This window comes from Pseudomonas sp. No.21 (assembly GCF_054558415.1).
The window spans coordinates 346,270-367,693 of record NZ_BAAJNO010000005.1; the positions used below are offsets into that span (position 1 = coordinate 346,270).

Genomic DNA, 21,424 nt, shown 5'->3' on the forward strand with positions numbered 1-21,424 from the left:
AGACAGCTCTTCCTTCTGAGCAAGCCAGATTTCAACGTCGCTCACGCTCTTTCATGGGGAAAAATTGCGACGGGACTTTTTCAACAGAATCGGCCGGTTGCAGTCGCTCATGAGAGGCTGCAACCGGCCATTAGCGGACACTCATAAGTATTAACCTCAACGTCCGCGATGAGGAGCATTGCTCCATGAGCTAGATCCACTTTCTATCAGCATTGTCATTTTCAGCTCATGCTCTCGTTAGCAGCCGCTTCGTACTCTGACCACATCACTGCAGAGCAGTGACTTCCTAAACAGCGTACGCAGGTAGCTAAATGAAATTCCAAACTCTCGCCCTCGCCACCATCATGGCTCTGACTTCCACCACCATCTTTGCAAGGGGTGATGGCTACAAAAACTCTTACGAGGCGCAGAAGCGCTTCCGCGAAAACCAAGAGAAGATTCACGGCAAGAAGCAGCAAGCTGAGCCTCAGCTCAAAGCAACCAAAGCCGATGCGAAACCTCGGGTAGAGGACAAGTGATCCATCATCGAATCGAAAAAGGCGCCATAAGGCGCCTTTTCTTTGTCTGAAGATTCTCAGCAAAAAGCTAATCCAGTGAGATCCTCATGGGCACAACTCCATATTGCCGGGCGGGTCTACCTGTACGGTGGAGTGCTCAATCGAGTGCTGAACTCTCAGTCGCTCCCCAACTAGTGCCGGCAGAGACAAGGGATCTACTCCTGGCATCGGTACCACGTGAACAGTTGCGATCCTAGTTTCATCCGTAAGTGTCCACGCATGGAAATGCCCTACCTCGGCAATGCCTGGTAACCGCCGCAGATCCTCAAGAACCTCTACCGCATCCAGCCCCCGCGGTGTTGCCTGCAAGAGCACCTGAATTGAGTCACGGACCAACCCCCAAGCAGATTTCACCACCAGCAAAGCTACCAGTACGGAAAGAATAGGATCGAGGACCGTCCAGCCAGTGAGCATGATCCCGATTGCAGCAGCGATCGCACCCACGGAGCCCAGCAGGTCACCCACTACATGGAGAAAAGCCCCCCGTAGATTGGCATCGTCCTGGCTGCCCATACGCAGAATTAGAAAGCCGGCGATGTTCACCAGCAACCCAATCACTGCGACTGCCAGCATGGGTCCAGCCAGGACCTCAGTGGGCTCACGGAAACGATCTATCGCCTCCCAGACGATCCATGAGACGAGGACTAGCAGCGCTGCGCCATTAGCAAGCGCCGCCAGAACACGAACACGATGAAATCCATAGGTTCGGGTTGCGTCTGCCGCTCGAGATGCCACTCGATAGGCGATCAGCGCCAACAGCAAGGCTGCCGCATCCGACACCATGTGACCGGAGTCTGCGATCAACGCGAGGGAGCCGGATAACCAGCCCCCTACTGCTTGAATCAGGGCATAGCCCGCCGTCAGACCGAACACGAAGCGGATACGACGTACATTTCCCTCCGTCACGGAAGGCGTATGGTCATGCCCCTCGTGACCATGATCATGATGCTCGTGCCCCTCATGCTCATGGTGATGCGTCTTGCCTTCAGGCTGCTCCATGACTCACTCCACGTTGATCGCGCTTGCTAACTAGTGGCTGCCACTAGCAGCCGGCACTACTTGATCGGCCTCGTCCTCTTCGTCCTTACGGTGAACCCATTGATACAGCGCGGGCAACACAAGCAAGGTCAAGGCCGTCGACGACAAAATTCCACCGATAACCACTGTAGCCAACGGCCGCTGCACCTCAGCACCTGTTCCAGTTGCCAAGGCCATTGGAACGAAGCCAAGGGATGCCACCAGTGCAGTCATCAGCACCGGGCGCAGCCGCGTCAGTGCCCCCTCAGTAATTGCGATCGACAGCGGCCTTCCTTCCTCTCTCAGATTACGAATGAAGGAAATCATCACCAAGCCATTGAGGACCGCGACACCAGATAGAGCAATGAAGCCGACACCTGCGGAGATAGACAACGGAATGTCCCGCAGCCACAGGGCTAGCACACCACCAGTGAGAGCAAACGGAATCCCTGTAAAGACAACCAAACCGTCCTTCAGGTTGTTGAACATCATGAAGAGCAGCGTCAGCACCAGGAGCAGCGCTACGGGAACAACAATTTGCAGGCGCTTCGCAGCAGACTGTAGCTGCTCGAACTGACCTCCCCAAGTGGTCCAATAGCCTGCTGGGACTTTCACATCCTGAGCGAGACGACTGCTCGCTTCCGACACGAACGAGCCAATGTCTCGACCGCGCACGTTGGCACTAACCACAACCAGACGTTTTCCATTCTCACGACTCACCTGATTTGGCCCCAGCACCAGATCCAGGCTGGCAACTTCAGACAACGAGATGAAGCCGATCTGGCCATTGCTCGCCGCTGCAGGCACAGGAATCAGAAGCCTCGAAAGTCCCTCGATGTCAGTGCGGAGGTTATCTGCCAGCCGCACAACCATATCGAAGCGACGATCCCCCTCGAACAAAGTACCTGCACGCTGCCCACCCACAGCTACAGCAATAGTGTCCTGGATGTCTCCGACGTTAAGACCGAATCGAGCCGCCTTATCCCGATCAATGTTGATGGTCAGCACAGGCAAGCCGGTGGTCTGCTCTACCTTGACCTCGGAGGCACCAGGAATTTTCTCAAGCACCTCTGAAATTTCAGTAGCAGTGGAATTGAGAGTATCCATGTCGTCACCGAAGACCTTCACGGCAACATCGCTACGTACGCCAGAAATCAGCTCGTTAAAGCGCAGCTGAATGGGTTGCGAAAGCTCATAGTTACTGCCCGGAACAGCGGCACTCGCGCGTTGAAGATCAGCGATCAGCTCCTCCCTCGACTTGTCCGGATTCGGCCATTTGTCCTTCGGCTTCAACATCACGTATGCGTCCGAGATATTCGGCGGCATTGGGTCTGCAGCAATTTCCGCGGTTCCTGTCCGCGCAAATACCCGCTCCACTTCCGGTACCTTTTCCAGAATGACCTGCTCCAGTCGGCTCTGCATTTCCACAGATTGCGACAGGCTGGTACCAGGTACTCGCAGGGCCTGCAGGGCGAAATCACCTTCGCTCAAACTGGGCACGAATTCACTTCCCATGCGACTGGCAAGTACTCCAGAGAGGAGTATCACGCTGAAGGCACCGACAAACACCGCCGTGCGACTCTTCATCACCCAAGCAAGCACCGGCTCATAGCCTTGCTTCGCAGCGCGCATCAGAGCGTTCTCCTCTTCTTTCACCTTGCCGGTGATGAACAGGGCAATAGCTGCCGGCACGAAGGTGATCGAGAGAATCATGGCGCCGATCAAAGCGATGACCACGGTGAAGGCCATCGGGTGGAACATTTTTCCTTCAACACCTGTGAGCGCGAAGATCGGCAGGTACACCACCATGATGATCAACTGGCCGAAGATCAGTGCTCGACGAGCCTCCTTAGATGCGGCAAATACCTCGTGCAAGCGCTCGGAGCGAGTCAGCAGGCGCCCATGGTGCTGTTGAGCATGAGCCAATCTGCGAATCGAGTTCTCAACGATCACCACCGCACCATCTACGATGATGCCGAAGTCCAGTGCTCCTAGACTCATCAAGTTGGCACTCACCTTGTTGGAGAACATGCCTGTAAAGGTGAAGAGCATCGACAGCGGAATGACCATCGCGGTGATCAGCGCCGCACGGATGTTGCCCAGGAAGATGAACAGAATGGCGATAACCAAGATCGCCCCCTCGATGAGGTTCTTCTTGACCGTGGCAATGGCCTTGTCGACCAAATTGGTGCGGTCGTAAACCGTGACCGCCACTACGCCGTCCGGCAGCGTTCGGTTGATCTCGGCCAGCTTGGCAGCGACCGCCTGCGATACAGCACGGCTGTTCTCGCCAATCAGCATGAACACTGTGCCGAGTACCGCCTCGCGGCCATTCTCCGTTGCAGCACCTGTACGCAGCTCTCGGCCGATTTGCACCTCGGCCAGCTGCTTCACGCGAATAGGTGTGCCATCGACATTACTGACAATGATATTGGCAATATCACTTGCGTCCGCGACCTGACCTGGAGCTCGGATGAGCAACTGCTCACCACTTCGCTCAATGAATCCAGCGCCGACGTTGGCGTTGTTGCGTTCAAGTGCGGTAACCAAATCTGCCAGCGTCAGCTGATAGGACGCCAGACGCTTTGGGTCTGGCGCAATCTGGAATTCCTTGGTGAACCCACCGATGGTGTTGATCTCTGCAACACCAGGTACGTTGCGTAACTGAGGCTTGATGATCCAGTCCTGGATCACTCGTAGGTCAGTGGGCGTGTAGGCGCTTCCATCCTCCTTACGAGCTTCCGGCGTAGCCTCTACCGTCCACATGAAAATCTCGCCGAGGCCCGTAGATATCGGCCCCATGCTGGACTCAACGCCTTCTGGTAGCTGTTCTCGAGCACTCTGCAGTCGCTCGTTAACCAGCTGGCGAGCGAAAAACAGATCAGTGCCATCCGCAAAGATGACGGTGACCTGGGAGAAACCTGAGCGTGAAAGAGACCGTGTCTGCTTTAGATGAGGCAGACCCGCCATAGCTGTTTCGATGGGAAAGGTAATGCGCTGCTCAGTTTCCAGAGGGGAATAACCGGCTGCGGCTGTGTTGATTTGGACCTGGACGTTAGTGATGTCCGGTACTGCATCAATTGGGAGCTGCTGGTAGCTGTAGACACCTAGGCCCGCCATCGCCAGAACAGCAAACAGCACAAGTGCGCGCTGCTCAATGGCGAACTGGATAATGCGCTCAAACATAGGGAATTCTCGGCTAGGCCTATCAGTGGGCGTGGTTAGCGGAGCCCTTACCGAGCTCAGACTTCAGGATGAAACTCCCTACAGAAGCGACTTGAGCGCCTGCAGATAGCCCCTTTGTTATCTGGACATAGCCATCGCTGCTGAGCCCCAACTCCACTGGCTGAGGCAGGAACCCATCACCCGCGCGAACAAACACGGTCGGAGCTTCTTCGATGGTCTGCACTGCAGCAGTAGGAACAGCCACGTTTGCCTCGCTCATCTGTGCAGCAAACTGCACTGAGACAAACAGCCCGGGGCGCCAACCTCCATCTGGATTCTCAATTACTGCCCGGGCTACAGCTGTGCGGGTCTGTTCCCCCAGAAGGCTGCCCACGTAAGAAACCTTTCCGGTTACCTCTGCCCCTAGCTCAGCAGCCGTAACGCGGACACTCGTACCGACTTGCACCTTGCTGAGGTCCTTGGGGGCCACGTTGAAGGTCGCCCACACACGATCCAGATCAGAAATGGTGAAAGCACTAGTGGCTTCGCTTACTACTTCGCCACGCACCAGATGCTTTTCAACGACCATGCCGTCAAACGGCGCTACCAGTTCGTAGCGATTGCCCCCCGAGACGGCACTCACCCCACTTAGGGTCTGCATTTTCTGGCGTGCGTTGGCTAGCGCGATATCAGCCTCTTGAAGGGTTTGCCTGGCAGCAAGGTAATCCTGCTCTGCCGAGATCTTGTCCTCCCAGAGTTGGCGCTCTCTCTCAAACGTGGTTTTTGCAAGCTCCGCTCTGCGCTGTGCTCCAGCAAGCTCGCTGCGCAGATCCGATATTTGCTGGCTAGCAATAACTGCCAGAACCTGTCCTTTCTTAACCCGCTCGCCCAGGTTGACTTGAACACCCTCGACAACACCTGCTGCTCGAGGAACCACGTGAGCGGTATGGTCTTCGTCAAAGCGTATTTCACCTGGAAGAGAGACCAGTGAGCTCAGCGTACGTGGCTGAGCCTGCGCTAACTCGATTCCTGCAGCCTTCATTTGCTCGGCACTAATCTCCAGCATTCCTTCACGCTTGGTGTAGGAAAAGTCATAGGCTCGTTCATCAATGCTGACCCTGATTTGACCATCAAAGAAATGCGGCTCGGCAATGCCTGCGGCGCTCACGTAAGACTTCCCGCTCGGCTTGAACTCATACACGACGGCCTCTCCAGTCGGCCGCCGTATCTCTATCGAAACTCGGTTTGAAGACGTGGGACTGAGAGCCCCCCCTTGCCGTGCCAGGTAGATCGACATAGGTGCGGAGCCGTCGGCACTTTCAGGAGCAACCAGCTCTACGGATAAGCCATCCTGAGTAAAGATCTGCCCTCCATTTGGGCCGAGCTCGACTTCAGCTTCTTCTCCATGGGAATCCTCAGAGTCGGACTCTTTACTACCATGGCCATGTCCATCTTCATTCTGCTGGCTGCCGGTGTGGCTCTGCTCTTGGAGCCAGTAAACACCTGCGCCGCTGAGGCCAACGGCGATTGCAGCCGCAATGGCCAGAGTTAATTTCTTACTCATAGAAACTCCTGATGTAACGTACGCATCACCGGGCTTGGGGTGAAGCTAGGGCTCCATTACTTGGGCCATGCCTCCCCACTCCGAGGGAACCGAGAAGTGAACTAGGGTTGAGGGAGGGCCAAGGTGTCGCCATACACCCGTTCGATTTGCACCCATGAGTCCGTAGCGCTGCTGAGTGCTGCTACGTACTGATTGCGTGCACCAATTAGCGTCCGCTGGGCGTCTAGCACTTCAATGAAACCGAACTTGCCCATCTCAAAGCCGCGGGTGGCGCTCTCTACAGCGCTTTTAGCGGACGGCAAAATGTCGGTGTTGAATGCATCGATTTCTTCCGAAGCTGTACTCCAGAGGTCCACGGCCTGCTGGATAGAGGACTGCATGCGAAGCAAGGCCGCATTGCGGGAATCCCGAGCTTGATCAGCACGCCGAGCAGCTGCGTAGACATTGCCTTGGTTGCGGTTGAATAGAGGGATCGGCATCGAGATACCGACGACGTTGACTCGCTCCCGATCAGCAGCGCTGTATTGGCTTCCCAAGCTGATGCTCACGTCTGGAATACGTTGTGTTTTCTCTAGGCTGTACGAGGCATCCTGCTGAGCGATCGCAAGCGTCGCCAGACGCATCTCCGGAGTGCTATCCAATCTTTCCAGTAGATCTTGAAGCTGCGGGGGAGCGGGAATGCTGGAAGCATCTCCCTCTACGAGAATCTGGGCCGCAGATGCATCGGTCCCCATAGCGGCCTTAAGCAGAGCCTGGGCATTAACCAACTCTGCGCTTGCGCGCTTCAGCTCGAGGCGAACCTCGGAAAGCTGCACAGCTGCTCTAGTGGCTTCGACTGGAGAAGCGCTACCCGCGCGGACACGCCCCTGGGCAATAGCTACGCCTCGCTCAGCGAGCTTCATGGACTCCGTTGCCAGTTCAACGCGCAACTGCGAAAGCAGTACCCCATGAAAGGCCTGAATCACCTCGGCCCGCAGTACGTTGCGTGCACGCTCCACTTCCACTTGAGCGGCATCGATACCGCGATCAGCAAGCTCAACACGAGCGCTACGCTTCCCGCCAAGCTCAATCGGTTGGGTCAATTGCACAGTGGTTGTACGGGACTCGCTACGGGTGTCCTCCATCTCCCACGAAATTTCTGGGTTCTGAATCAGACCAGCCTGCGTCCTCTCTCCCTGAGAGATTGATACGCCCCAATTTGCAGCGGCCATCTCCGGGTTGTTCTCACTAGCGATTCGCAGTGCATCCTCCAAGGAAACCTCGGATGGGATAGCTAAAGCTTGCTGTGTGAACCCCAATAACAAAAGAAATGCAATCGACACATACCCCATCGGGGAGTTATCGACTTTATTAACAAGTTTCCTCAAAACCAGATCCTCCACGGAAACTCCTGACGGACAACGGCTTAATCCAGTACTTGGAAAGCAGTTGCCTTCATGAGAGAAAAATTCCGAACCGAATCTAGTCCATTACCCCTATCGCCACGGTGACCACAAAATTACAAATATGTAATCAACCGCCACATGACGACATGTAATAAAGTTACCTAACAATCCAAAAATCCATAAACAATTAGATACAACCGAGAAAATCGCGCATCGCGAAGCTCAGGAGCTACGGGGCTTTCAGAGCAGACTGCGTCACCTAGCCGCATCTCGACCGCTTGACCCTGTAGTCGCTACAGCCTTTACCATTCGCCAACTTCTCATCGCAAATTGATTTTTCTTTTAACCTGGCGATAACACAATAACAGCGCCCTATATCAGGCAACTACAATGCGAATACTAGTCGTCGAAGACGAAATCAAAACTGCCGAATACCTGTACCAGGGTCTTAAGGAGAGTGGATATGTGGTCGACAACGCCGCCACAGGGCGAGATGGTCTACATCTAGCCAAACAATTCGATTACGACCTGATCATGCTTGATGTGAACCTTCCAGAGGTTGACGGCTGGGGAGTATTAGAAAAAATACGCCACAGCAACAGTGATACGAAAATCATGATGCTGTCAGCTCGCGGGCGCTTGGCAGATAAAGTTAAGGGGCTTGATCTAGGCGCCGACGACTACCTCGTAAAGCCCTTCGAATTTCCTGAGTTGCTTGCACGCACCAGGACATTGCTTAGGCGGGGTAACCGAGTGACCACCTCTGACAATCTCAAAGTAGCCGACCTGGAACTCGACCCAAGCCGGCATCGCGCATACCGCGGCGACACGAAGATCAGCCTGACCTCAAAAGAGTTTGCCCTGCTGCATCTGCTAATGAGGCACTCTGGAGAAGTACTTTCTCGAACCCAGATTATTTCTTTGGTGTGGGATATGAATTTTGACTGCGACACCAATGTTGTCGAGGTCTCGATCAGGAGACTCCGAGCCAAGATTGATGACCCATTCGAAAGAAAGTTAATTCACACCCTCAGAGGTGTTGGCTACACCCTTGAAGAACGCGAATAGACCATAAGGAATGGCTTAGCTAGCAGCTAGGCCATTCCAATTACGCTTACCGGTTGTTCAAGCACTGACCTTGTGAAACGTAGCGAACCGTATAGAGCTCGCCCAATGAGTCTTCATAGGTCATGAGCTTGTTGACATTGCCACAATGGTTGACAGTAGGCGTCATGTAAATAACCTTCGCTACGTCAAGCTTCATTCCATACCTATAATCTACAGGCTTTGGCACAGGCTTACCGGCGCTCTCTGCATATCGCTCCGCTGCCTGCAGGCTATTACGCTCTATCTCTTGCCTCACTTTCTCTGGCAGTTCAACAGAGAATGCACTCGCATTTTGGAGAGTGAAAATCGCAATGGCCGCAGCCATATACTTGAGATATTTCATGGCTATCCCTCATAAGAATTTACGCTACCTTATCGCAACACCACTTACCACGAGATGACGCGACAATTACGTTTATGAAACTTATGAACCATAAAAAAAGCGCCCATCTCTGAGCGCCTAGGATTCACCTCTTCCAAAGGAGCATTACGCTTCAAAGGTGAATTACTCAAGACCTTGGGACTCCGCCAAGAGACAGCCAAAGTCTTGTAGATCGAGCAAAAGTACAGTTGCAGCCTTAATCTAACCGGCGGCGACTAACAAGAAGATGATTGGAATATTACAATTCTGAAAGTTAGGCGCCCAAAAACAGGCGCCCGCCTTACAATCAAAGTACGCTCAGCGGATACTCAACAATCAGACGGAATTCATCCAGATCCGACTCATATTGGGTAGCCCGGGTATTAGCCTGCCGAATACGGAAAGACATATCTTTTAGCGAACCGGTTTGCACTACGTACTTGGCTTCGATGTCGCGCTCCCAGCGCTTCTGGTCAGTCAGCGGGTTGCCAGCATCGTCGCGACGCATGTAGACGTCGTTAGCATTCGAGTAGTCCGCGTCGGTACCTTTGCCATAACGAGCCATGAACGACAGCCCTGGAACGCCATAGGCCTCCATGTTCAGGTCGTAGCGCACCATCCAGGAACGTTCTTTCGGCGAGTTGAAGTCGGTGTACTGAATTGAGTTATCGAGGTAGATCGAATCAGACTGGCGGAGGTAGTCGAAATCGTCATCACCGTTGTTACGCTGATGCGACAGGGTGACAGTGTGCCCCCCGAATTGAACGCCGAGTTTAGCGCTCCAGATGTTGTTGTTAAGCTCACCCAGCAGCTGCTTACCTTCGTCTTGGACGTTGTAGTAGTTAAACCCAGCAATCAGAGCGAGGTCATCGCTGAGCGGCTGCGTCAGGGAGGTACCGAAGTAGTACTGGTCCCAAGCATCCTTCAATCGAGCGCTGTAGGCACTGACTGAAATATTGTCGTTGATGCTGTAATCGCCACCAAAGTAACCGACCCAAGGCGAGTCGACAGGTCCGGCATAGAAGGTGACGAAGTTGTCACGCATGTTGCTGGACACCGGCTGACTCATGGAGTGCAGACGGCCACCCTGCAGGGTCAGCCCTTCTACGCTGCCATTCTCCACGGTAACGCCACGGAAGGACTCAGGGAGAAGGCGCGAATCGCCATAGTGAACAACCGGGGTAGTTGGGAATACATCACCAACTTTGACGACAGTATCGAACGCCTGCGCTTTCAGTGCGCCGCCAACCTTAGTGTACTCGTCACGAGCCTCACCTTCGCTGTCCACAGGAAGAACATCGAACGAACTGCGACCACCGTTGCGACCGCCACCGGTATCCAGTTTCAGACCGATCATTGCAAAGGCATCGACACCTACGCCGACAGTACCTTGAGTGAACCCGGACTCGAAGTTGGCCATGATTCCGTGGGCCAGTGTTTCGGAATAACCAGCACCACCGGGAGCGTCTGCACCATTCCGGTCATCACGATTAAAGTAGAAGGTACGATTCAAGATATTGAAACTGCTTCCTTCGATAAAGCCTTCCTTCTGCTCTTCAGCAAAGGCAACAGGACTCATCCCGCAAATTGCGGAGAAGACAGCAAGCGAAAGCTTAGCTTTGGCGTTCATGGTAGCTCCATTGGTTCTGGCAGTTCTTGTCGATAGGGCAGCCAAATCTAGTTATAGGTATAACGGCTGCGGCTCTATCCTTACTGCCTGAAGCTAACTGCAAGATGATTGAAGAATTACAATTTTGACAGATTGAAGCCCCCCCACTCATGGCGCTCACATTTGGCTGCTAGGATTGCAAGGCCATCAGCCGTGCTGGACCTTGCTTGTCCCACACCGATCTTGTGCATGATGGCGAGTACGTAAACTCTGCTCCACCTGCCGTTTTTCGGGCCCGACTACGACTGGGTTGCCCTGCTGCATGACAGCAGAAGACTTGCCAGAAGGATCCTCAGTAGTGCCTGCTGGCCCGCCTAGCAACACCATCAGCATAAATAAATTTTCCATTTCTCACCTTTCAAGATCGACGCTTAAATGAGGCGGAACTCTATTGAGCGAGACGTGAAAATTTCATGATTAACTAGCCGCTCGAAAGATTTCTCATGTCCTCGCGCGATAAAACCCGGGGCCATATATCACGTACCTTACAGAGAAATTACAAATTTGTAGGCTTTCACCGCGATTGAAAAGTGCGGGTTAGAATGGCGCCCCATATGAATAGGGAAAGCCGACCGATAAAAGATATAAGCATCGGCACCTAGTAGTTCCACGCACAAAGCAACTCATTAGGTAACCGCCATAAAATGCGAGTACTAGTCGTCGAAGACGAGACAAAAACTGCCGAGTACCTTCAACAGGGCCTTACAGAGAGTGGGTATGTTGTAGATAGAGCTAGCAATGGTGTTGATGCTCTGCACCTGTTCAATCACAACACTTATGGGCTAGTAATACTCGATGTAAATCTGCCCAGCATTGATGGCTGGGGGGTCTTAGAGTCCATTCGCAAAACAAGCCGCGTCCGCATTATGATGTTGACTGGCAGAGGACGGCTCGTCGACAAGCTAAAAGGACTTGATGCCGGAGCTGACGACTACTTGGTCAAGCCCTTCGAATTTCCAGAGTTTCTAGCCCGAGTTCGCTCACTGCTACGCAGGGGAGATGAACTGGTTGAAAGCAACACCCTGCACGTTGCCGACCTTGAGCTTGATCCAGGCCGGCACCGTGCATACCGTGGAAAGCATCGCATCGATCTCACGACCAAAGAGTTCGCCCTTCTACACTTGCTTATGAGTAGGAGCGGCGAGGTGCTGACTCGCTCCCAGATCATCTCCCTTGTGTGGGATATGAACTTCGACTGCGACACCAATGTCATCGACGTGTCGATCAGACGTCTTCGCGCGAAGATCGATGACCCATTCGACTCAAAGCTCATCCATACCCTGCGCGGCGTGGGGTATGTGCTCGAGGATCGCTCATGAATAGAAACAGCCTGGCCACTCACCTGGGCCTTAAGGTTGGCCTCATGAGCCTCGCCCTAGTAGCGGTGTTTTCGGCCTTTGGCTATTTCATGCTGTCCCAAGGGCTCGATCGCATTGCTAAAGCAGCGCTTGAGTCAAAGATGACCAGCTTCTCGCATAGCCTTGCTGCCTCAGCTGATATCCCGGATGTGAAAGCACGCTCACATACGTTGATAGAGCTGGCAATGGGGCATTCCAACCTCTATGTGTACATCGCACAGCCCAATCACCTCTACTCACCGGTGCTGACTGTTGGCCCTCAGCCTAAGCAGTTCCAGCCAGGTGTCGCTCCGTCAAATCCAGGGTTGGTGCTCCGGGAGTGGCAGGACGGGCATAATCGCCTGATGCTCACTGGAGCCAAAACCACACAACTGAAGGACGGGACATCTCTCACGACTTATCTGACAGTCGACCGATCCTCAGATCAGCAACTTCTGAGCGCATTGTTGAAATGGGGCCTAGCGGCATCCCCCCTCATTCTGTTGGTGATTCTCACGGTGTCCTGGATCACGGTCCGCCAGGGACTACGACCACTAACCAGCTTTTTGAAAGTCGCAGCCAGAATATCCACTGACAACATGGAGCATCGCCTCCCCACAGAAGGACTCCCGTCGGAGCTGCATCAGCTCGCTGATGGCATCAACTTCATGCTCCATCGGCTGGATAATGGCGTGCAGCAACTCTCTCAGTTCTCTGATGACTTAGCGCATGAGCTGCGGTCACCTATCGCAAACCTCATGGGTAAAGCCCAAGTTGCACTCTCACGAGGAAGAACCTCCGACGAGTACCGAGAGGTGCTTGAGTGCTGTACGGAAGAGCTGGACCGCGTCACGCGAATTGTTTCGGACATGCTTTTTCTAGCTCAGGTCAGTCACCCAGCTGCGCTCGTGCATTTCGAAACGGTCTGCCTGCAGGATGAACTGGAGCGGGTCAAGGATCTCTTCCTGCTGACCGCCGAAGAGAAGGACGTTCAAATCACCGTTAGCGGCCAGGGATCAGTTAGAGGTAACCGTCTGATGATCCAGCGTGCCATCTCCAATCTTCTTTCGAATGCTATTCGCTACTGCCCTGCCGGAAGCACCGTCGCAATGCGCGTTGAGACGCTTCCCTCTGGCTTCCGGTTAAGCGTGGAAAATCCAGGCTTAGGCATTGCGTCTGAGCATATTCCCCATCTTTTCGAGCGATTCTATCGAGTCGACAAGAGCAGAGCTCGAAGCGAAGGGGGAACCGGCCTGGGACTAGCCATCGTGCGCTCAATTATGAGCCTGCATCAGGGCGCTGCTGGAGTGAGCGTCAGCGAGAATGGATTCACCCAGTTCCACTTAGACTTTCAGCAGAAGAAGAATGATTAAGGACAATCATTCAGGCTAAATACCTAACTCTGCCCCCATACGAATACCACCATGAAGAAAGCCATGCTGGCACTTCTGATTATGCTTCCACTCGCGGCAGATCAGTACAAGGCTCCGCCTGTTTCACATTGGTGCATCCACGACTTACGAATACCACTCCTCAGCATATTTACTACCAACAGCTAGTTTTTCAAACCTTACGAATTAGTAATTCTGCTGCGACCTTGCTGACAGGTTCGACTGGGTATTCTCAACGCACTGAGAACACCCATTTAACCTGCCCCAATTTCAAAACGTTGGTTTGCCCATCGTTGGGGGCCATTCTTATAGGCCACCACGCATGCTTGAAAAGAAAATTATCAGCCACGAACTTGCCATAGCGCTTTCGACCACAGTTCGATGCGCTTGTTTCCGGCAGGCCGCAAGGTCTTTGAACATCCAGGCCACTGTATTAAGAAGGCAAATTAAGCAGCTAGAGAGTGACGTTGGCGAGCCCCTTTTTTATTTGCAAGACCGTGCACTTCGGTTAACCACTGCAGGTGCGCACCTGCATCAAGACCTAGCGCAAAAATATGGAGACCTGCGCCCCTCTATACCCCAGGTCAGCTTACCTTTACGAATCGCAGCTCCAGAGTCATTACTGCATGACGTCTTAGCCAGAAATCTAATTGCCTTTATTCGTAAAAATGGCGCCTTGCGGGTAGAGCTTTCACCACTAGAAGGCCCTGGCATAGAGCAGGCTGACATAATGATTTGGTTCTCGGATAAAGGTGAGGGGCGCCCAGACCCTGGTTTCGCCATGACGAAACCCAATTTGCTTGGCACAATTACTTACTTCCCGCATATTGCGACAAGATACTCGGCAGAAAAACGTCATCCATCCAACATAGGCGCTCTTGACGACTACATGTTGGTGCAGCAGCAGATCAATCTAGCTGTAGATGCTTTCACGCCGTGGAATACATTAGTTACTCAGCGCAAAGCATCTATTACGTTTACCCCTAAGCATGAGCTAGTTAGAGAGCTCATCAAGAACTCACCATCCATTGGACTACTTCCCGAGTACGCATCCATGCTAGACAAGAAATTACACCCTTTGAAAAACATCTTCGAAAAGAAAATGCAAAGATCAGCTTGGATATCTACAACCCCAATAGCCTCCAAGCGGAATGAGGTCCAAGATGCAGTTAAAATCATTCTCAACGCTTTCGCAGAAAGTCAAGATTGGTTTGATTGACTTGGGCAAACGACCAGCTAGCCACTAGCAAACACAGAAACGACATCATTCTGAAATAATCGCCTCTGTATCCGCCGCAGTAGCTATATCAGGAATCACTAAGGGCGCAGGCATCTTCCGCCTCACCGAAACATAACCGTCATCAAATTAAACAAAAACAGCAATACAGCACTTAGAACCTTCTCCACGCCAACCAAAACCAAGCGTTTTCTGAGGAGAAGTGCATGTTCAATCCAGTCAAAAATCTCAAGAGCCTTAACCGAATCACAATAGGTCTTCTGCTTAGCAGCACTGCTGCTATTGCTACGGCAGGAACAGTCACTACCGACGGTGCAGACCTTGTGATCAAGACCAAGGGTGGCCTAGAAGCCGCTACCACTGACAAGGAATTCAGTTTCAAGCTTGGCGGCCGACTCCAAGCTGATTACGGGATGTTCGATGGCTACTACACCCGCAATGGAAACTCTGCAGATGGCGCGTACATCCGTCGGGCATTCTTGGAGCTGGGTGGTACTGCCTACAAGGATTGGAAGTACCAAATTAACTACGACATGTCTCGAAACACGGGCAATGACAGCTCGGGTTACTTCGACGAGGCCAGCGTAACTTACACAGGCTTCAGCCCCATCAATCTGCGATTCGGCCGCTTCTACACCGATTTTGGTCTGGAGAAAGCCACAAGCTCGAAATGGACGACCGCTCTTGAGCGCAACCTTTCTTACGATGCAGCGGAGTGGATCAACGACAACTCGGGCATGGGTATTCAGGCTTCTTCCGTCGTAAGCAGCATGACCTATCTATCTGGCAGCCTATTCAGCGAGAACAACAACGATACCGATGGCGATAGTGTTAAACGCTACAACGTCCGCGGTGTATTTGCCCCCCTAAACCAACCAGGTGATGTGCTGCACTTCGGCTTGCAGTACGCATATCGAGACCTGCAGGACGCGGCCGTCGATACCCGCATCCGCTCCCGCATGGGTATTCGTGGGGTCGAAACCAACGGCGGTAATAGCGCAGGCAATAATGGTACGCGCTCGCTCTTTGGTGGGGCCACTGCCACAGAAGGCTTGTGGGAGGACGATTCTGTTTGGGGCGTAGAAGGTGCATGGGCAATGGATGCCTTCTCTGTGCAAGGTGAATATCTACGCCGCACTATCAAGGCAGATGCTGCAGCCCAAGACATTAATGTAGATGGCTACTACGCCCAAGTCGCTTACACCCTCACAGGCGAACCGCGTATTTACAAGCTAGACGGCGCAAAGTTTGACTCTATTAAACCATCAAACAAACAGGTTGGTGCCTGGGAGATCTTCTATCGCTACGACTCCTTCACTGTTGAAGATGACAATTTCACTGTTAGCACCGCCGTACGCCAAGTAGGCGATACCGAGGGTAAATCCCACACTTTAGGTGTTAACTGGTATGCCAACGAAGCAGTGAAGGTCAGTGCAAACTACGTAAAAGCAAGCACCGATAACGTCAACAACGAAGCAGGTGATGACAGTGGTGATGGTGTGGTAATGCGGATGCAGTACGTGTTCTAAGCTTGCTGCCATTCAGCAAAGGGCGCTTCGGCGCCCTTTGTTGCTTCAAGCACAGATCGGCTTGCCATGACATGAATTATTAGAGCGTGTAGGTTGCGGTCTTGGATTCCTGAGAGTATTAAGCTTTAATTGAGCTCGACTCTATAAACGCGACTCAAATACAGAGACCCCATATGTCGATCATCGCAGAATTCAAGGCCCTCGAAGCCAAAATCGCCGAGCAGCAGAAGCGCCTGGAGGTACTCAAGAGTGATGAAAAGCTCAAGAAGGAAATAGAGTTTGAAGCCAAGCTACGCGCACTCCTGAACGAGTATGGATACTCCCTGCGCAACGTAATTAACCTGCTGGACCCAAATGCCAGCAAAAGCGCTGTCGCTCCAGTCAAAGGTGCTCGACGCGTGCGAGCCTTGAAACGCTACAAAAATCCGAATAACGGTGAAGTGGTTGAAACCAAGGGTGGCAACCACAAGGTGCTGAAGGCTTGGAAAGAGCAGTACGGCGCAGAGAAGGTAGAAAGCTGGCTTCAATAAGCTAGTTGCAGCATGCACAAGGGGCCGCGAATGCGGCCCCTTTCGTTTCCAGAAACCGCATTCTCACAGCCATACGCACACGAACAGCTTGCTTGAGCAACCGGCTTCCCTGCCGAAAAGCAAGCTGATCAAACATAGCTAGGCAACCGATTCAACTGCGCTATGAATCTGCCCTGTCCGAAGCCTCTACCCACACAGCAAGCAATTTGGCGTTGCAGTTCTTTTCTTGGCGACGAAGGTTGTTAAGTCGACACTACATTCGCCGGCGGCCACACGCTGCCCATCACCTGCATGGCATTAGCGCCCATCGAGCAAATAAGGAAATTACATGAACCGTCTACCTGCCGTCGGCAGCTGGAATCTTCTGCTGCTCACATGGCTGGTCGCTCTCATGTCGAGCCTCTCGGCACTGTTCATTGGTGAGGTAATGGGACAGGCTCCGTGCGTGCTGTGCTGGTTTCAGCGCTCCTGCATGTTTCCTCTGGCCGTGATTCTGGCTTTCGCCTGCTATCACTCAGACTATGCCATTTGGCGCTACGCCTTGCCGCTGGCCGTAATTGGCGCAGTGTTGGCCTTAGCCCATACGCTGCTCTATGCCGGACTGATTCCCCAGCCTATTCAACCGTGCACAGCTACTGGCCCGTCCTGCTCGGGAGCCGACATGACCATCTTCGGCGGAATACCGCTGCCTGCGCTAGCCCTGTTCGCGTTCTCTCTAATCAGCATCCTACTCATCGTTATCCGCCGGAGAACTCTCCAATGAACCGCCGCCCTCTAGTTCTGATCATCAGCGTGGTGATCCTGGCTATCTTCGGTGCCGCTGCTTACATGTACTCGCCATCTAAACCGCCTAAATCGCTGCAGACCGAAACAACTCCGACACAATCCGCACCTATAGCCTCAGCGAACAGCAGTAACTTGGTTCGATTCCACTCGCCAGTATTCGGACCTGCCCAAGCACCGGTGACCATAGTCGAGTTCTTTGATCCGTCATGCGAGGCGTGCCGGGCCTTCTACCCGCACGTGAAGAAGATCCTCGCAGAGAACCCCACCGACGTGCGCCTAGTGCTGCGCTACGTTCTGTTCCACCAGGGTTCTGAGGAAGTTGCACGCCTACTGGAGGCGTCGCGTAAGCAGAATTTATTTGGGCAGGTGCTGGAAGCTGTTCTTGAGGCGCAGCCTGGCTGGCATGACGACCCTAAAGCACAAGAGGCCTGGGTCGTCGCCGAGCGAGTCGGCCTAGACGTCGAGAAAGCACGCGCAGAAATGTACACGCCCGCTGTCGACGCAGTGCTGAAGGTGGACATGCAGGACGTAAAAGCAGTGGGCGTCCAAGGCACTCCTACTTTCTTCGTCAATGGCCGACCGCTGGACGAATTTGGACTAGATCCACTTCGCCAACTGGTAAGCAGTGAAGTAGCTAAGGCCAGGAACTGATGCCATGAGTGCGCTAGAGAATCGTGTTCCGCCTCCTCTGGTAGCGACCCTCATCGGTGTGCTGATGGGGGTGTGCTCTCGATACTTTCCAGGCTTCGAGCTGACATTTGGCTGGCGCGTAAGCCTCGCTTTGCCAGTGCTACTGCTAGGCGTCATCGTATGCCTTGCGGGCGTTCTGTCTTTCCATCGTGCTCGCACCACCGTCAACCCGCTTCGCCCGGAAAATGCTTCCGCTTTGGTCGACAACGGTATTTACCAATACACCCGCAATCCCATGTATCTCGGTTTCGCTACCACACTAGCAGCCTGGTCTCTGGCCCTAGCCTCGCCCCTGGTAGTGTTCGGGGTAGTCGCCTTCGTGCTGTATATGAACCGTTTCCAGATTGCTCCTGAGGAGCGGGCACTAACCAGACTGTTCGGTGACGAGTTCACCCATTACTGCTCGCGGGTGAGACGCTGGGTTTGAGCGGGAAACTAGAAATAGGGCAAAACTGCGCGCCTATGCAGGCACATTAGCTGTCACCCCTCGGCTGAGAGCTCTACCAGGTAAGATCATTGACCCTGCGTGGATCTGGTGTCTGCTTTTGGCCGGTTGTTGCCTATCGCTACCGGCAGCAACGGGGCGGAATCTGCCTCCGCGTCTCTGCCGCCCGCTGGTCAAGTCGGATGCAAGCGGGTGGTCAGCATCAATGCAATTGCCTGGTCAGATGAGTGCAATTTCGCAATTGGCTCATGTCCATAGCTGCTCTTCTTTCCTTTACATCGATGAAGCGTTCGCCGACCTGACCGGTATGCCTGGCAGCTTGGAGAGGCTGGGGCGGGAAATGCGTGCACGGGTGCTGCGCTGCACAGGCATCCCGGTGGGGGTGGGCATTGCCCAGACCAAGACCTTGGCCAAGCTGGCCAATCGTGCGGCGAAGCAATGGCAGCGGCAGACCGGTGGCGTTGTGGATATCCGCCAGCCCGAAAAGCGCGACAAGCTGCTGAGGGTGATGGATGTCAGCGAGGTCTGGGGCATCGGCCGGCAAATGACCGCCCACCTGGCCGACATGAACATTCGTACTGCCTGGGATCTTGCCCAGGCTGACGCCTGGACACTGCGCAGCAAGTTCTCGGTAGTGGTGGAGAAGACGGCCCGTGAGCTGCGTGGCACTTCCTGCCTGGCGCTCGAGGAGCAAGTACCGCCGAAGCAAGAGATCTGCTGCAGCCGGATGTTCGGCAAGCGTTTACATGAACTGCCGCCGATCCGCGAAGCGGTCGCCTCCTACACCGCTCGGGCTTGTGAAAAGCTGCGCGCGCAGCACTCCCTGTGCATGAAGGTACGGATCAGCATTCGTACTGGCATGTTCAACCCGGACGAGCCGAAGTTCACCAAGGGCATTATCTGTGAGTTGCCCTATCCGACCGACGATACCCGACTGATTACCAAAGCCGCCTCCGCGGGGCTGGAACTGATCTTCCGGGCCGGCTTTGCATTCAGTAAGGCGGAGATCCTGTTGCTCGATCTGCGCCAGCGTGGCGAGTTCACCGATGACCTGTTCGTCGCGACACCGCCGGTGGCTGCCGAGCGAGTGATGGGGGTGATGGATGCGATCAATGCCCGATGGGGGCGTGGAACCATGCGGCCTGCAGGAGTGCCGGCGAATCCGGACTGGGGCATGCGGCGAGAGATGATGAGTCCGAGCTATACGACGCGGATTGATCAGTTATGGACGGTAACGTAAGGGCTATTGGCGGCCTACCCTGGAAGAGACAGGTGCCCGCCAAGAGCTGCCCGAGTGCGAACTGACTCGCTCTAGTTGACTCAAGCGCTCATTGCCCCAGAGCAATCAGCGAGGCTGGACTGACTGGCGACTGTCGAGGCTCTATGATGAAACCTGCCTGATATCCAACACGACCCAGACCTCATACCCTTTCTCCCGTGCTGCATTCTCGGCCTCGAGTTGGGCAGCGAGAGTACTGATGGAGCGGGAGCGGTGCTCGAACCGGAACGGCGAGCCACCGCTCTTGCGCACGCTCAATTCAACGAGTGTGAAGGTGGAGTGCTGTTTGGGTATTGGCTGCTTCGATTCTGATGGAGCGGGATCGAGACCGAGTGCGCGCCGCATCTCGACTTCAGTGAGTTTTGTGTCAGTCAAGCTAGATCCCTAGACGATTGCGGGTGACGCCATTGTAGCGAGAAGTCGTGCTGACATGGCCTGAGCTCGATGCTGGGGAGCCAACAAACTCATCTATGCGATATGGCTACGAATCGCCAAAGTAGTCATCACGGGCAACTAGTCCGAATGGGCGTTGCTCGCAGGGCTGCTCATCGCTGAACAGATTCTGCGTGCGGCGCTCCTGCTTCATAAACGCTAGCGCCGCGAAAAAGCAACTTTCACATAGGTTGACTCGATAGCGTTCGCCATCATGCCCTGCGCCATAGCCCCAGAGCGCCTGGAGCGTCCCGAACTGCTCGCCGTATCCCGGCACCCTTGTAGTGGTAGCGCATACATCGCAAATGGTGTCTTCATGGATCTCTGTCATCGGGCAGTCCTCGTGTTCGTATTAAAGGGGGTAACCGAGGGCACTGCGCAACGGAGCGCCTTTTGCCAATTTTCCGGTTCTTCGCGGAGTCAGGGGAAAGAGCGAGTTGACAGTCAGGGAAATGGGTAGATTGGCAGTCGCCAAACACACCAACCCCCAGTCGCTACTGTCCCCGTGCATCCTATTGATCTTGCCGCTTTGTAGCCAGGCTACGAAGTCGTCGCCTGCCGCCCCGCCGCTGAAAACACCCTGCTGATTGAGCTGGAGCCCCAGGCCAACCGGCTACCCCAGTGTGGCCGCTGTGGCCAGTCCAGTCCGTTGATCCACGAACGGCGCCTACGCCAGGTGCGTGAGCGTGACCTGCTGGATCAGCGTGTTGTCCTGCAGTTGCCCGTGCGCCGCGTCGACTGCCTGAGCTGTGGACGCGTGACTGAGCGGATCGACTGGTTGCTGCCGGCCGCACGCCTGACGCGACGCTTGCAGGTCTGGCTCGAAGGCCTGTTGCAGCTCTTGCCGATCAGCCATGTCAGTCGCCTGACCGGCCTGCACTGGCACACCTGCCTCACGAGTACAGGTCATCCGACAAGGTAAGAAAGGCGGGTGTTATCCCGC

Annotated in this window: 19 protein-coding genes and 1 pseudogene; 12 read left to right on the forward strand and 8 right to left on the reverse strand. The window is 54.1% G+C overall.

Annotation, left to right across the window (positions count from 1 at the left end):
- Positions 1-311 precede the first annotated feature (311 nt).
- Positions 312-518 carry a hypothetical protein gene (locus ACYJSS_RS12515; protein ID WP_236205288.1) on the forward strand — a complete coding sequence of 69 codons (207 nt, stop codon included), beginning with the start codon at positions 312-314 and terminating at the stop codon, positions 516-518.
- Positions 519-602: 84 nt separating this feature from the next.
- On the opposite strand, the gene ACYJSS_RS12520 is transcribed toward ACYJSS_RS12515, so the two are convergent.
- The 4 genes from ACYJSS_RS12520 to ACYJSS_RS12535 form a co-directional block, all read right to left on the reverse strand.
- A complete protein-coding gene (locus tag ACYJSS_RS12520; protein ID WP_236205289.1) occupies positions 603-1,556 on the reverse strand; it encodes a cation diffusion facilitator family transporter in 954 nt (317 codons plus the stop codon).
- Positions 1,557-1,586: 30 nt separating this feature from the next.
- Positions 1,587-4,760, reverse strand: coding sequence for a CusA/CzcA family heavy metal efflux RND transporter (locus ACYJSS_RS12525; RefSeq protein WP_236205290.1), 3,174 nt, complete (start codon positions 4,758-4,760; stop codon positions 1,587-1,589).
- A gap of 22 nt (positions 4,761-4,782) precedes the next feature.
- Complete coding sequence (locus ACYJSS_RS12530; RefSeq protein WP_373875112.1) at positions 4,783-6,303, reverse strand: efflux RND transporter periplasmic adaptor subunit; 1,521 nt, start codon at positions 6,301-6,303, stop codon at positions 4,783-4,785.
- 101 nt (positions 6,304-6,404) lie between these two features.
- A complete protein-coding gene (locus ACYJSS_RS12535; protein ID WP_373875115.1) occupies positions 6,405-7,634 on the reverse strand; it encodes a TolC family protein in 1,230 nt (409 codons plus the stop codon).
- A 444-nt stretch (positions 7,635-8,078) separates the two neighbouring features.
- On the opposite strand from ACYJSS_RS12535, the gene ACYJSS_RS12540 reads away from it, so the two are divergent.
- A complete protein-coding gene (locus tag ACYJSS_RS12540; RefSeq protein ID WP_236205292.1) occupies positions 8,079-8,756 on the forward strand; it encodes a heavy metal response regulator transcription factor in 678 nt (225 codons plus the stop codon).
- A 46-nt stretch (positions 8,757-8,802) separates the two neighbouring features.
- Here the strand turns inward: ACYJSS_RS12540 and ACYJSS_RS12545 are convergent, their stop codons facing one another.
- Together ACYJSS_RS12545 and ACYJSS_RS12550 are read right to left on the reverse strand one after the other, a co-directional pair.
- Positions 8,803-9,138, reverse strand: a complete 336-nt coding sequence (locus tag ACYJSS_RS12545; RefSeq protein ID WP_236205293.1) for a DUF2790 domain-containing protein — start codon at positions 9,136-9,138, stop codon at positions 8,803-8,805.
- Positions 9,139-9,463: 325 nt separating this feature from the next.
- Entirely contained in the window at positions 9,464-10,786 is a 1,323-nt protein-coding gene (locus ACYJSS_RS12550) for an OprD family porin (RefSeq protein ID WP_236205294.1), read from the reverse strand.
- Positions 10,787-11,469: 683 nt separating this feature from the next.
- Between ACYJSS_RS12550 and ACYJSS_RS12555 the strand changes: the two genes are divergently transcribed.
- The 9 genes from ACYJSS_RS12555 (at position 11,470) to ACYJSS_RS12595 (ending at position 20,010) form a co-directional block, all read left to right on the forward strand.
- Positions 11,470-12,144 (forward strand): heavy metal response regulator transcription factor, encoded by a 675-nt coding sequence (locus ACYJSS_RS12555; protein ID WP_236205295.1) that lies wholly within the window; start codon positions 11,470-11,472, stop codon positions 12,142-12,144.
- Positions 12,141-13,535, forward strand: coding sequence for a heavy metal sensor histidine kinase (locus tag ACYJSS_RS12560; protein ID WP_236205296.1), 1,395 nt, complete (start codon positions 12,141-12,143; stop codon positions 13,533-13,535). The genes ACYJSS_RS12555 and ACYJSS_RS12560 overlap by 4 nt, the downstream gene beginning before the upstream one ends.
- Positions 13,536-13,875: 340 nt before the next feature.
- Entirely contained in the window at positions 13,876-14,772 is an 897-nt protein-coding gene (locus ACYJSS_RS12565; RefSeq protein WP_236205297.1) for a LysR family transcriptional regulator, read from the forward strand.
- 224 nt (positions 14,773-14,996) lie between these two features.
- A complete protein-coding gene (locus ACYJSS_RS12570) occupies positions 14,997-16,319 on the forward strand; it encodes an OprO/OprP family phosphate-selective porin (protein ID WP_373875113.1) in 1,323 nt (440 codons plus the stop codon).
- 173 nt (positions 16,320-16,492) lie between these two features.
- Positions 16,493-16,849 (forward strand): histone-like nucleoid-structuring protein, MvaT/MvaU family, encoded by a 357-nt coding sequence (locus ACYJSS_RS12575; RefSeq protein ID WP_236205298.1) that lies wholly within the window; start codon positions 16,493-16,495, stop codon positions 16,847-16,849.
- Positions 16,850-17,177: 328 nt separating this feature from the next.
- Positions 17,178-17,612: a disulfide bond formation protein B gene (locus ACYJSS_RS12580; RefSeq protein ID WP_236205299.1), complete on the forward strand. Its 435-nt coding sequence runs from the start codon at positions 17,178-17,180 to the stop codon at positions 17,610-17,612.
- Positions 17,609-18,286 (forward strand): DsbA family protein, encoded by a 678-nt coding sequence (locus ACYJSS_RS12585; RefSeq protein ID WP_236205300.1) that lies wholly within the window; start codon positions 17,609-17,611, stop codon positions 18,284-18,286. The genes ACYJSS_RS12580 and ACYJSS_RS12585 overlap by 4 nt, the downstream gene beginning before the upstream one ends.
- A gap of 4 nt (positions 18,287-18,290) precedes the next feature.
- A complete protein-coding gene (locus ACYJSS_RS12590; RefSeq protein WP_236205301.1) occupies positions 18,291-18,752 on the forward strand; it encodes a methyltransferase family protein in 462 nt (153 codons plus the stop codon).
- Positions 18,753-18,993: 241 nt separating this feature from the next.
- On the forward strand, positions 18,994-20,010 hold the full coding sequence (locus tag ACYJSS_RS12595) for a DUF4113 domain-containing protein (protein WP_058343481.1): 1,017 nt from the start codon (positions 18,994-18,996) through the stop codon (positions 20,008-20,010).
- Positions 20,011-20,151: 141 nt separating this feature from the next.
- On the opposite strand, the gene ACYJSS_RS12600 is transcribed toward ACYJSS_RS12595, so the two are convergent.
- Complete coding sequence (locus ACYJSS_RS12600; RefSeq protein WP_236205287.1) at positions 20,152-20,424, reverse strand: hypothetical protein; 273 nt, start codon at positions 20,422-20,424, stop codon at positions 20,152-20,154.
- A 106-nt stretch (positions 20,425-20,530) separates the two neighbouring features.
- On the reverse strand, positions 20,531-20,812 hold the full coding sequence (locus ACYJSS_RS12605) for a hypothetical protein (protein WP_058343479.1): 282 nt from the start codon (positions 20,810-20,812) through the stop codon (positions 20,531-20,533).
- A gap of 174 nt (positions 20,813-20,986) precedes the next feature.
- Between ACYJSS_RS12605 and ACYJSS_RS12610 the strand changes: the two are divergent.
- Positions 20,987-21,370 (forward strand): annotated as a pseudogene (locus ACYJSS_RS12610) (ISL3 family transposase); the annotation flags it as partial.
- Between the last annotated feature and the right edge of the window lie 54 nt (positions 21,371-21,424).